The organism is Herpetosiphon gulosus (genome assembly GCF_039545135.1).
Taxonomy (GTDB): domain Bacteria; phylum Chloroflexota; class Chloroflexia; order Chloroflexales; family Herpetosiphonaceae; genus Herpetosiphon; species Herpetosiphon gulosus.
This window is the reverse complement of the sequence record NZ_BAABRU010000009.1, coordinates 111,122-124,972: the sequence shown is the minus strand read 5'-3', so window position 1 is coordinate 124,972 and position 13,851 is coordinate 111,122. Positions and strand designations below refer to the sequence as shown.

The 13,851-nt window shown below is 49.9% G+C and carries 4 protein-coding genes; 1 reads left to right on the top strand and 3 read right to left on the bottom strand.

Annotated elements, in window-relative coordinates:
• Positions 1–61: 61 nt before the first annotated feature.
• Positions 62–883 (bottom strand): MerR family transcriptional regulator, encoded by an 822-nt coding sequence (locus ABEB26_RS13745; protein WP_345722598.1) that lies wholly within the window; start codon positions 881–883, stop codon positions 62–64.
• Between the two features lie 277 nt (positions 884–1,160).
• Here ABEB26_RS13745 and ABEB26_RS13740 point away from each other — a divergent pair, with 277 nt between their 5' ends.
• Positions 1,161–9,404, top strand: coding sequence for a PKD domain-containing protein (locus ABEB26_RS13740; protein ID WP_345722597.1), 8,244 nt, complete (start codon positions 1,161–1,163; stop codon positions 9,402–9,404).
• A 290-nt stretch (positions 9,405–9,694) separates the two neighbouring features.
• Here ABEB26_RS13740 and ABEB26_RS13735 read toward each other — a convergent pair whose 3' ends face one another.
• Positions 9,695–12,313 (bottom strand): FG-GAP-like repeat-containing protein, encoded by a 2,619-nt coding sequence (locus tag ABEB26_RS13735; RefSeq protein ID WP_345722596.1) that lies wholly within the window; start codon positions 12,311–12,313, stop codon positions 9,695–9,697.
• Positions 12,314–12,364: 51 nt separating this feature from the next.
• A complete protein-coding gene (locus ABEB26_RS13730) occupies positions 12,365–13,486 on the bottom strand; it encodes a DUF3179 domain-containing protein (protein ID WP_345722595.1) in 1,122 nt (373 codons plus the stop codon).
• Between the last annotated feature and the right edge of the window lie 365 nt (positions 13,487–13,851).

Here is a 13,851-nt window from a genome sequence, read left to right as displayed (position 1 = left end):
GCAGTCTAAATCTTCACGTAACGTTAACTGCAAGCCCTATTTTAGGCTTCTCATTGTTTACTCATTTAATTGGCTCGATCGGAAATTGCACTTCGGTCAGTAAATCGCTGGCATCGCTGGTTTGCGGCAGTTGCAACGAAATTTCGCGCGGCATGCCGATTGGTCGATAGCCATTTAGTTCGGCCCAACGGCCAATTTGCTCGTAGCTGGTCAAAATGCGCTCAAGCGGGCCTTGTACCACGCTGGTGGCCATCAGTTCGCTGGCGGGGTGTTGGTTGAACTGTAATTCAAATTGGGGCGAAATTTTGATTGGTGCATGCTTGGTTTGCTCAATAAAACAGCCAATTTCCAAATCCATATCATAGATTGAGGTCGTACTATCTTGACAGATACAAAAGCACAAGCCATAGCGTTTGCTGGTTGGCAGATGTTGACGAATCTGTTGAATCGCCTGCAAGCCTGATTCGAAATTTTCGGCGACGATGCGGGTGCTGAGCACGTTTTGGCTGGGCATTGGCTTGAGCACCACATTCAGCGGCTTGTCAAAATCATTCAGTGCATTCAAGCGTGATTCAATGCGATGAATACGTTGAGTTTCTTCGCGCAAATGGGCTTCGATCTCAGCTTTTTTCTGACGTAAGAGCTGTTGCATCTGCTCAGCAGAGATCTGATCGTGGGCGAGATCTTTAATTTGATCGAGCGAAAAGCCCAAATCTTTGAGCACCAAAATTCGGTTCAAGGCTGGTAATTGCTCAGCGCTGTAGTAGCGTCGGCCATTGGCGTGGTCGATGCTTGCTGGCGGAAACAGGCCTAATTCATCGTAGTAGCGCAAAAAACGCTTGGAAACCTGCGCAATGCGGGCAAATTCGCCGACCGTAAACATACACAACACCTCAATTTGCTGGCTAAAATAACCTATTTGCTAGCTAGCTATGCCTCATTAGTCCACGCTTTATTATAGTGCTGTTCCCTTCCAAAGGGGGATAAATCGTTCGACAGGACGAATAGCCTATAGGCAGGCCTAGGGCTTGGGCTTATCGTGTAGCTTGCTTCCACTCCTATGTATTGGTTGTTGCTTCAGCGCCAGCTTTAAGGCTTGCTGGGTAGTTTAGTGCGCCTTTTTTAGCGAGTGTGCTTGGTGATTGTATAAAGGGGTTGCTATGATTCGCGAAACTAGTAAGCTTGCCCGAGTCGTGAGCATGAGTTTGATTTTGCTGTTAGCCTTCCAAATGATGGTCTATCCTTACGCATCGTCTGCTGCACCGAGCGATCAAGCAACTTCCCAACAATCCCCTGCCACTGGCTTAATTCGTGACCGTAACGAGCAACTTGATCCCTATTTGCAACGGGTTGCTGCTGCTGATCCCGATTTGTTCCAAGAAGCTGCATTATTAGCCGTCCAAGATGTGTTTAATGGTAATTTGCCTGAAATTGCAGGCGACAAAGCGATCGAGGAGCAAATTAGCTATTATCTGAATCGCGCTGCCTTGGGTTTGCCGATGCAGCCAAGCAGCAACGATCCGACGCAGAGTTCCGCTATACAGGATGATACCTATTTGTGGGAGAGCAACCAAGCCGCGATTGGTGCAACCTGGCAGATGACTGCCCGACCTGATGGCGACCCGCGTATATTTGCCCAAGAATTTGATGCTTTGGCGGCGGCCCAAATGCCTGCCACTGCCCCAGATTCAGGGTTTGCCCCAAGTGCGTCTGTGGTTGAAGCAGCCCCACAACCAGCGCTTGACCCAGCAGAAACGGTGGTTGTGCCCGCCATCCCAAGTAGTCCAGTTAAGCTTAAATCCCAAACCTTTATTCCAAGTCGCCCAGCTACCAGCCAATTTGTACCCAACTTGCCCAGCCAACAAGCCGAAGCCGATTTTAGTGGCTTGCGGATTCAGCCTCAAGTAGCCTTGAATAACCCAGTGCAAACGCCCCATGCCAAGTTGGTGGTTACCGCTACGGCTCCGTTGCAAACCAATTTCGGCTCAATCATTACTTATACCGTGACCGTTAGTAATACTGGTGGTCAAGCAGCTTCCTTAGTCGAGTTGAGCCAGCGTTTGCCAGCCAACGGTATTTTGCAAGGCTCGGTTAATGATTGTGTATTAAAAGATGGCGAACAACTAGTTTGTGCGGTTGGCAATTTGAATGTCAACCAAAGCAAAACCTACCAAGTGCCTGTGTTGATGAAGGGCAATGGGGCTTTGATCAGTACCTTGACGGTCAAAGATACCTTTATTGTCAACCCCGATACCAAACCTGCTACCGCCAAAATTAGCACTAAAGTTAATTCAACCAATCGTACCCAACAAGATGTTGGCAAGATCGCAATTGCTGCCGAGGAATTTACGACTATTTTTGGTCAGACTGAAGCCAGCGGCGCGGTCGAAATTGGCTTTAAAAAAGATGGCAAATATACCTATCATCTTCGCCTCGGCCCCAACGATAAAATTAAATGGGATGCCGTTGGCACGCCAACAATTATTGAAACCTACGGCAATGTTGCCCAAATTCAAGAAAATTTTCCTTTGTTCAAGGGCGATTTTACAATTGATGTAACCAAAGATAAGCCTTTTATCAAGCCAAGTCCTACAATTACGCCAACGATCAAGCAGTTGGCGGGCTTCCAGCTTTTAGGGAGCGCCGTGATTAGCGATGTGGCAATTTTGTCGGGCGAAGCGGGCTTTATGACCGAACTCAAAGTTTCGCTGCCTGCCATTACCACCACCTCGACCTTGACCCCAACTACCAACATGACCACCACCACGTTGTTGCAACCAAGCAGTATTTTGACTGGCACGAACCCAATCACTGGGACGAATCCAGTTTCTGGGACGGTCAAGAAAAACACCTTGCGTGTGACGGGGGTGATCAAGCCAGGCGGTAAGGGCGAAGCCAAAATCAATGAATTTGAAATGTATTTTGCAGGCTTGAAGGTTAAAGTTAAAAATGCAACCTTCAGTGGCGATAAAATTAAAGTTAAGCAAGCACTTTTGACTATGCCCAAGGAGCTAGGTGAGCTAACCGGAATTATCTCGGAGATCGAAGTGACCTCAAATTCGATCAACTTTGGTGGGGTTGGGGTTAAAATTCCGCTGCCCAATATTTATCCTTTGGGCAAGCCAATTACTGCTACAAACCCGCTTACCCCCACCAGTTTGTTGGCGCAATCGGTGGCGCTGAGCGAAACTGGAGCCTATACACCAGCAATTTCGTTTATCAAAAACTCGGCCACCATCATGTACGACAACAAAGATGGCTTTAGCCTGCAAATTGATAGTACCCTCGATTTGCATGTTGCCGATAATGATCGCAAAATTCCGGTCGAATTGAAAATTGACTGGAAAGGGAATGTCAAAGGCACAATCAAAGAGCTGAAGTTGAAAATTGCCGGCCACGACTTGGAAATGAAGGAAGTCGAAATTACCAATACTGGCTTGAAAGTCAGTGAAGCCAGTTTTACGATCACCTTCCCATCTGAGAAGAAGGAAGAACCGAAACCGCCTGCCGCTGGCGATCCGCCTGCTGCACCTAAGGAAGGCGATAAGAAAAAAGAAGATAAAAAACTAACGATCACGGTCAAGAAAGTTTCGATTACCAAGCAGGGCTTGGCGATTGGCGAAGGCGCAGTTGCCACCGATTTACCAGATTTTGGGCTTGGCGAGAGTATTCGCTTTACCAAAAATAAAGTTAAATTTGTGGTAACCAACCCAATTACCAGCCCAGTCATGGAGCTAGAGCTTGAAGGCACGCTCAAGGTGTTGATCAAGAGCAGCGAGATGGAAACTAAATTTGCTGCGAAATGGGATAAAAAGGGTAAATTCTCGGGCAAACTCAAAGAACTAACCCTGACGGTGGCTAGTTCGAAGCTGGAATTGAAAAATGTTGAATTCAATACTCAACGCTTCGCGACCAATTCGGCCAGCTTGACCTTGCCACCAATTCTTGGCAGCACCCAAATTGCCTTAACTAAAGTGGTGATTGATGAAAACGGCCTGTCGTTTGGTGATGCGGCGGTCAAAATTCCGGTCAGATTTACGATTGGCAAGCAAAATGGTGAGCCTAGCCCAACCAATTCGGTCACGATTTCGGGCACGCTCGGCCTCGATTATAAGCAAGATAAATCGTATAGCTTTGTGTTTGCGGGCAAAGTCTCAATCACGCTGGCCTCGCAAACTGCCGAAGCCGAAGGCCTTGTGCGAATCGATAAAGATGGCAAGGTAACAGGCGACGTTGATAGCTTCGAGTTGACGATTGCTGGCATGAAGTTGGCGATCAAAGAGGCCAGCATCGAAAATGGTACAGTCAAGGCCCGCGAGGCAACCTTTGCGATTCCCAAAGAATGGGGGGGGCTATCCGTTTCGGTCTACAACATCGAAATATCTAAAGAAGGCTTTTCGATTGGTGGCGGCTCATTCAAGCTGCCTGAAATCAAAGTTGGCGACATGTCGCTGACTCTCGAAGGCACGCTCAAAAAGGAAGGCAACGGCTGGGTCATCGCAGCTGGTGGTGAATTGAAATTGCCTAATTCGGGCGGTGCTGGCTGTAGTGGCTTGGGCGTGAGTGTCGAGATTTTTGCTGGTAGCAATCAAACCGTCGCGATGCGGATCGCCCCCGCTTCGACGGATGCCCTGAACGAATTCCAATTGCGCAAAGTTGGGGTGGTGCTTAAATGTACGATTCCTTTAGGCGCAAGTGGCTTTGATCTCACGCGGATTTCAGGCACGGTTACCCTGACTAGCAATGTGACCAAAATCGAGATGAGCGCCACGATCGAGAGCAAAATGGGGATTGGTAGCTTCCGCGCCGTGACTGCCGATGGCAATATGTCCATGGAATATGTCAAAAACCCCTATAAATTTGAGATTGGTATCGGCGCATCGATGAAGATTTTCTCGATGTTTGAGGCTGCTCGGGCTAGTGCCAAGATGCGCTTTACCGATGGTGCAGTGCCCTTCCTCTTTACCGCCGAAATGAATATTAATGCCGTGATTGCTCGTGGCAATATGAAACTGACCGCTTGGACGAAAGATGGTGCGTTCAACTTGGTTGGGCGGATCTATGGCGAGGTGGGAGTTAAACGTGGCGCATTGGTTGATCGCTGCTGGCGGATCTGGATGCCCTGGCCTTTCGATGATCAAGATGTTTGTTTGACCCTGCCGGGTAGCGACCTGTTTTTTGGCGCAGGCATGGAGTTTGGCAAGTTCAAGCGCGGCGGTGGTGATGTTTGGGGTTTCAAAGCCAGCGTCAATATTGCCGGAGCCAACTATGGAATTTACGTTGATACCAGTGGCCGATTTAGCGTGGGCAATGTTGATGATTATCGTTTGATCGATGCGCCATCACTGCGCCGCGCCAAATATTTGCACGATCTGAATGCCCAACAGCAACTCAATCGCGCTAGCCTGAGCGCTGAAGATCTAGCGTTATTTAACGACTATAGCTTCAACAACCAAGAAATTATCATCAGTACCGTCGAAATGACCCGCCCTGGCGACTTGATGATCAATATGTTGCGCTTAAGCTATGATACCGATATTCAGGTGAGCTTAGTGCGCCCCGATGGCTTGCGAATGACTGGCAGTAACGCAGCTGGTAATCTAAATTTCAGCGAAACCTTGGTTGATCCACGCGATATTCGCGACCCAATTACCCAAGAAGGTAATGCTGCTGCACCACCAATGCTGCAAACTAGCCTGAATGTGACTAATGCTGCGCTTGGTGAATGGAAGTTGGTGTTGAATCGCGCTCCCGCCTATGATTTTATTATCAATGTTAGCGGCACGGTTTATGGCCCTCCGATTAGTGATTTGGCCGTGACCAACCAGAACGATGGCAATAATAGTGTTGATTTGACTTGGACCCAAAGCACGCCATTTACTTCGACTGCGACGATTTACGCTAGCCAAGATACAATTACTGACACTGCTAGCTATACCAAAACTAATAACTTTATGCGCCCCGATGGGATTATGGCGACCGAAACGATTACGGTTGATGTTGGCACGGTGACCAAGTTTAGTGGGTATCCTTTAGTTAGCTTTGATTATGCTGAAGGCTTGCAAAACGCCGACGAAACGCTTGATCTTTCCTCGCTCAAGAGTGGGGTTTACAATCTGTGGCTCGAAGTCAACGACGGCCAAAATCCGCCAAGCCGCCACTATTTCCCGAACACCGTGAGCGTATTGCACACATGGCAACCAACTTGGACGACCACCAGCGTGATTACCCCAGGCTATGGTAGTTTGGATCTGGCTTGGACCAAGCATCCCGATCCTGATGTTGATGGCTATGAAATTCATGTGCGCAATGAAGCCGATCAGTTTGATGAAGATAGCTATATTGTGGATATTGGCGATGCTTTATCCCAAACAATCACGGGCTTAAATGCCAATCAAAGCTATGAGCTAACCGTGATTGGCTACGATTCAGGCACTGGCCGAACCTCGACAGCTGCTCCCGTTACGGCTACGCCATTGGTTGCGCCATTCAGTATCACGGCCAATCCAACCGAATTGACCTTGGATGCGGGAGTGGCGGGCACAAGCAACTTAACGCTTGCTTCGAGCATCAATCCGTATCCAGAGCAAATATTTATTGAAGTTGCTGGTTTGCCTGAGGGTTTTGCCGCTCATATCACCACGCCAATCGTAACCCCGACCTTGGCTGGTGTGCAATCGAGTGTGGTGCTCACGCCTGCCGCTAGTTTGCTCGGCGGAACCTACACCGTAACCTTGGTGGCCCTATCGAATGGAACCGCACACTATCTCGATATTCCGGTGATGGTGAATGAGCCTGATTTTACGTTGCGTACCAGCGTTGATAACCTGACCTTGACCAACTTCAATAGCACTAGCGTTGAAATTGATGCAACCTATCAATTCAGCGAACAGGATGAGATTTTCGTTGATGTGCTGGATATACCGTTTGGGGTCGATTGGTCGTTTACCCGCTCAAGTTTTATGCCAGGTGAACAGACCCGCCTGATCTTAACCGATACGATCGATCTGGAGTATGGCGAATATCCAATTACCTTACTAGCTTTTGATAACGAGCATGCCTATACCAAAACCCTGACTTTGGCCGTCACTGGCTTCTATATTGAAGTTGCTGAAGATCAAGCCGCCCGCCCACATGAAGTTGCTGCGCCCTACGTTTTGAATATTGATGGCAACGAATGGGTTTCGCCAATCGAATTCAGCATCGAAGAGCCTGCCGATGAAGAATTGTTCTTTGTCAACTTGTCGAGCGCCACGGCTGAAGTTGGTCAATTGGTCAACCTTGAACTGAGCGCGTTGATTGATACTGCGCCTGGAACCTATGAAGTGTTGCTGCATGCCAGTAGCGAGGGCTATACCCAAACCTTACCGTTGTATGTCACGGTCGAAGCGAATGCCATGGCTACCGATTTGGTGATGGGCTATGAAGGCTTGATTGGCGGCTATATCGTGGCTGGCGAAAGCTACAGCTATACGCTTGCTCCCAAGAATATCAGCTTGAATCCGGCGCTTGATGTTGCCGTGATCGATCGGATGTTGGCAAATGGCCTGGTCACGCTGGATGACCCTGATGGCTGTGGGGTTACGACGAATGGCGCTGCGACAACCATTAATTGTAGCCTTGGCGCTATTGCGGCAGGCAGCCAAAATAGCGCTACAACCCTGACTTGGCAGGTCAAGCCCGAGGTCGCCGAAGGCACGCTGATCTCGCATACTAGCGAATTGGTTATCAACGATACGAGCTTGTATAGTGAAACTTCGGCGATCGATAATGTTGGCGAGTTGGCTTTTACCGTCGAACGTTTATCGGATTTAGCCTTGACTGTAGACTACGATCAAATGGTGAATGCTGGTGAATTGACCACCCTGACCGCTACCATCACCAATACCGGCCCTTCGGATGCAGCAAATGTAGTTATTGAGTTTTACTTACCAGCCGGAACCAGCCTAGCATCGGCTGATGTTGGCTGTATTCAAGAAGCTGAGTTGGTGCATTGCGAGGTTGGCATGATGAGCGTTGATCAGGCTGAAACCTTCGCGATTCAGCTTTCGGTTGGCCCAAATCAACGTGACTATCTGGAAACCTTGGTGGCCGTTGATAGCGATTCGTATGACCAAGATTTGAACAATAACGCTGTATACAGCTTCGCGGAAGTTGTGGCGGTGGCTGATTTGAGCATGACGATTGAGCCAAATCGTACAGCAATCAATGAAGGTGAAGTTGTCGAATATCTGTTGACGCTTGTCAATCAAGGCTCAGCCACGGCCAATAATCTGCAAATCGAGCTTGATTTGCCCGACGAGGCCGATATTGTTGAGGTACGGATTGGCAATGTGTTGGATGTGCCGGAAGCATTGACGCTTGAGCCAGGTGCAACATTAACTGCAACGGTTGACATTCTTTACCCCGAGGATGATGCAGGTACGCCAATTAGTGTGGAAGCCTTTGCCTTTGCCGATGAAGCTAGCGAGGTAAATGCAACCAGTGTCGATGTAACTGTGGCGAATCTGGCTCCAACTGGCATCTTTACCAATACGATGGTGGTCAACGAAGGCGAATTCGGCATTTTGGCCGTGATGATCGATGATGCTGGCAACGAGTATGATCCATTGACGGTCGCTTGGGATCTCGATAACGATGGCGCATTTGACGATTCGACTACGGCGATCACCCGTTTCGATGCCCGCTCGTTTGACGGAACTACCACCCGTCCAGTCGCGGTCAAGATTCTTGATGATGATGGCGCTGAAACCATTGTCAATGGCACGGTGCTGGTGCGCAACGTTGCGCCGACCGTCGCGGCTGGGTCTGATCAGTTCCAAATCTATGATCAGCAATTTACCCTTGATTTGGCCTTGACCGACCCATTTGCCAATGACACCAAAACCGCCAGCATCGATTGGGGCGATGGGGCGATTGATACGATTCCATTGGCGGCCCAAGTGACTAGCACCAGTGCCAGCCATAGCTTTAGCGCAATTGGCAACTACACGACCAAAGTTTGTGTGACCGACGATAATCAAGGCCAAGGCTGCGATGAGGTTGTGCTGTATGCGATGTGTCGCGACAATGGTTTGTTGGTACGGGTTGTACAGCAAAATCAGCAAATCAGCATCATCTTGGAGAATGCCAGCGGCAATTTGGCGATTCCAACTGGCATGCCATTGACCTTGTATCACGGTAATACGGCGCTGCAAACTTTTGTGCTTGATCAGCCGTTGGCAGTGGGAGCCTCACGTACGCTCAACTATACGTGGGCTAACGCGCCGCTGAGTGCCAACCTACGAGTGGTCAGCGATGATGATGGCACAGGCACGAAATCGACTGATCTCTGTTCCGGTAGTGTTTATAAGTGGGCAATTAATACCACGATCTATGCTCCGGTGATTATGGTTAATCGCTGAAATTAGGGGCTAGTGGTCAGGGGTCAGGGATCAGGTTTAAGCAAAGCCTGCATTCCTGACCCCTTTCTATTTTTACAAGGGGCGGATGTTAACGCAGAGGCGCAGAGGGTTCCAGGGGCTAGGATTCAGAGATCAGGATTCAGAGGTTAGGGTTCAAGCACGTGGCACAACAGAATAATCGCATCCATCTGTGCAATCTGTGGCTAAAAAATTAAGCTTCGCGTGCTTCGCGGTTTCGTCCTTCGTGCGCTTCGTGTCCTTCGTGGATCAAATCTGGGAACCACATCGCGCTAAGGAACCCAAATGAGCCAAACTGGACTACTACCAACCAGCGAACCATACATATCGCGGAAGGCAATTTCAAGTGGTTGACCTACCCACGTTTCAAGCGTTGCACGGGGAATTTCCACGATTACTGGAGTTGTAGCGATCTGGCTGAACCGTACTTGACCATTTATGCGCACTACTAACTCATCATCAATGTGGATTGGTTGGATGTTCTGTGGTGACGCTGAAAAATAGAATTTGCCGCCTGACGGTAAGCTTGTGGTTAGCTGAATTGTGGTTGTATAGTAGGTTTCGCCTTGAACTGTGATCGGACGAATTGGAATCGTTTGGTCATTGAGCGTTGCCAACACGCTGATTTGACGTAGCGAGACCAGTGGCAGATAGGCCGATCGTTGGCTGCTTGCGCTCGGCGTTGGGCTTATAGTTGGCGTTGGGGTCTGCGGTGGTGCAGCCGGACAGCTATTCAACAGCACGGCCAAGGTATTCGAGAGATAATTGGCTCCTGCTAGATCGATCTTGCCATCGTGATTAAAATCGCCTGCGCTTAAGCCACGGTTGGCAACTCGTGGGCCAAAACCAATAAGTGCCGCAAAGGTTCCATCGCCATTACCACGAGCAATTGTGACACTCGATTCTGAGGTGTACGAGACGGCTAAATCGAGCCGCCCATCAAGATTAAAATCGTGGCTCAAAACATCCATTGGCAACAGATTGCTGGGCATGGTGGCGGTAACACTGAATGCTCCTGTGCCTGTGCCGCGCAGAATCGAAAGTGTATGTGCACTACGATTGGTGACCGCTGCATCGGCAATGCTATCACGATTCCAATCGCCAAAGCTCACCGAGGTTGGGCCAACCCCAACTGCCGTGTTGATGCTTGGGCCAAACGTGCCATTGCCATTGTTCAAGCGAACGCTCAGGGTATTTGCCACGTAATTAACCCACGCCAGATCGATCGAGCCATTATGATCAAGATCAACGCTGGTGAGTTTGAAGGGATGCGCGTCGCTTGGATAATCAGTTGCTGCACCAAAACTACCGCTGCCATTGCCCATGCGCACGCTGATCGAATTGGCATTGTAGTTGGCGCTGGCAAAATCGTGGCTGCCATCGTTATTGAAATCGGCAATCGTGATCTCAACTGGATTAAAGGGCGTTGGATAGCTGGTGGTGGTGAAATTTCCAGCTCCATTATTCAGCAACACAAGCGCTTGATTGGCTAAAAAGGCGGCCACAATCAAATCGTTGCGGCCATCGCGGTTGACATCCCCAACCGCTACATCGGATGGTTGCAGCCCAAGGCTAATGCTGATGGCGCTGCTAAACGAGCCAGTGCCATTATCATAGCGAATAATGATGCTGTTGGTGCTTGGGCTGGCGATTACCAAATCGAGATCACCATCGTTATTCATATCGCTGGTGGTGCTGCCAACCAAGGTTTCGGCTCCAACCGTTGTGGTCGTTGCGTTAAAGCCAATTCCACCACACTGGCTATCACTACGATTTAGCAAGACCCCAACGATCGCACCTTCATTGCTGGTTGTTAAATCGTTGCGGCCATCGCGGTTGAAATCGGTAGCGGCCACCGCCCGGGGCACAAATGCTCCGCTAAATGAGCCAGCATCATGAAACATGCCGTTGCTGCTGCCTTGCAATACCCATACGTTGCCGCTGATCGTCGCCACCGCTAGATCAAGATTGCCATCGTTATCAAGATCGCTGGCGGTGAGCCATTCGGGGGTTGGGCCAACTGGATAGTAGCTTGGTGCGCCAAAACTACCGTTGGCACTGCCAAATACTACCGCTACCTGATTGGTCGGCGGGCGGATGACGATTGCTAAATCGCGGTTGCCATCGTGGTTCCAATCGCCATGCACGATGCCATAGGGAAGATCGCTCAATGGATAATTGATTGCGCCCGTGAATCCGCCTGCGCCATTGCCGAAACCGACGGTATAGGCTTTGTCGGTATAGATCGTTTTGGCCACATCCATGCGATTATCGTGGTTAAAATCGGCCACGGTTATACCATAGCCTCCGCCGCCAACTGTGCTCAGCAAGGGGCTGGCGAACCCGCCGCTACCATTGCCGAGCGCAACTCCAACATTATTGGTTGCTGTTAATCCGCCAACAACTAGGTCGGGGTGACCATCACGATTCAGATCGGCGATTTGAATTGATTCTGGTGCGCCAACTGTTGGTAGATTAACCGCCGCATTGAAACTGCCTGTGCCTGTGCCAAGCAACAGCGAGACCGACGCTGAGCCGAAATTAACCACCGCCAAGTCGTCGTTGCCATCGTGGTTGACATCACTGACGGCGACTGAGATTGGAAAATTGCCAGTTGCATAGGCCACCGTCGTTGCAAATGTGCCATCACTATTGCCAAGCAACACATTAATTTCATTGGTGGCTCGCGAGGTTGCCGCGAGATCGGCCACGCCATCACGATTGAAATCGCCAGTTGCCACGAATGCACCGCTGCCAGTTGTGGCATACGTTACCACCGGATCAAACACAATTGTGGCGGCGGGAACTGCTTGAGCCTTGGGATGCTGCGTGAGTATGATTAATATCGCTGCCATGAGCAAGCCGCCAAGTATTTTGAGCGAAGTAGGCATTGATTTTTCCTCCAAAGGTTGAACTGCGGCAAGCATAGGCTTTATGCGTAATCAAACCGTATCCATCGCCTCAATATCGCAGTAGAGCCGCATAGTTTGGGTTTGTTCACCAATTAACGCCGCGAAGGCAAACCAAAAATGATTACCATGAATAATTGGGCTAAGTTGTCGCCCTTGTAGTGGGCCAGTCACCGCCCGACCCGTAATATCCCAACGGCTATTGGTTTGGCGGTCGTAAATCGCTTGATCACGCCACTCAAAGCTCAGCAGCAGGTCGTCTAATTGGCGCAGCCAAGCCGTGCCCATGCCAGTTGCATGCGATTGGGCGATTGTCGCGGCATCAACCGCCGAAGCCATTCCTGCTTGATAGAAAATGGCGATCGAGGTATCCAGATAGTGATCGTTAATCACCTGCTGGCGTGCTAAAATACTGAAGGGATAGGCGAGCGCGGCGTTACCAAGCACCAAACCAACCACCCGTTCCAGCGCTGGTAGTTGGGGATTGGGGCGTTGTTGTAATAGCCATGGAGTGGTTTGTTGGTCGTAGGCAATATAAGGATTTTGGCCATAGCTGCGCCGAAAGCCAGTTTGACGTGATAGCACACGGATCATCGGCGTTTGTTCGCAGGCGATGTGCCAAGCAACCAAGAGGCTTGGCAACATTTGGAGTTGAGTTCCGGCAAAATGGCCAACCAAACCCAGCCCTGTTGCTTGTTGCCACAACGATTCGGTTTGACGATCCCACATCACTAAATCACTTTTGCGCAGCAAGCCTGAAACGCCAAAGGTTAATTGTTGGTTGGCAACTTGGCGCTCGAACACAACGCCAATATTGCATAATGGGCAAAAGGTCACGGCAATTGGCAGATCGCCAAGCCAATCGTTGACAATTTCATGCCACATCAAGATTTGTAGTGGATAGATGGTGGTGTGTTGCTGGTTGGCTACAACTAAAACTGGATCGTCAGGGCTGAGCCAATGTTTGGCTTGGTCGATACTTTCAAATTGCGGCTGATCAATTGGTGGAATGCCATCACGCCGGGGGTTGCCCAGCGTAAACTCACGATAATCAACCAACTGACGGTTAAAATCAGTCTGCCAATCGTGACCAAATGTGCGCGTGGCTGGTTCATGGGCGTTCGATTGCGGAGATTGTGGTTGTGTGCTCATCATGGGTATCCTCCAGTTTTCAGGAATCGGTTTTGAACAAAGTCGGGTAAGCCTTTACTCCCTCCTTGCAGGGGTAGGTTTTTAATAATCCATTGATCACCACCCTTCCGTCCCGCCTCAAGGCGGGAGACGCAGGGGGCTTTAATCCCCCTGCACCCCCTCAAGGACATATGGTGGTGAACAGGTATCCACCGCTAAACCAGAGAATTGGTGGTTCGCAGTGGATACCACCCTTGGATTGCTAGCTCCCCTCGCCCAGCCCTACGCGGCTTTGCTGGCTTTGCATGTGCGTTTGTGGAAACTACCCTTGGATTGCTAGCTCCCCTCGCCCGCCGCCGTGGGAGCGGGATTGGGGGTGAGGGAACCTA

What these genes read in the sequence shown, in the direction of transcription:
- ABEB26_RS13735 (WP_345722596.1), bottom strand. Translation starts at nt 12,313, where the DNA reads ATGCCTACTTCGCTCAAAATACTTGGCGGCTTGCTCATGGCAGCGATA.
- ABEB26_RS13730 (WP_345722595.1), bottom strand. Translation starts at nt 13,486, where the DNA reads ATGATGAGCACACAACCACAATCTCCGCAATCGAACGCCCATGAACCA.
- ABEB26_RS13745 (WP_345722598.1), bottom strand. Translation starts at nt 883, where the DNA reads ATGTTTACGGTCGGCGAATTTGCCCGCATTGCGCAGGTTTCCAAGCGT.
- ABEB26_RS13740 (WP_345722597.1), top strand. Translation starts at nt 1,161, where the DNA reads ATGATTCGCGAAACTAGTAAGCTTGCCCGAGTCGTGAGCATGAGTTTG.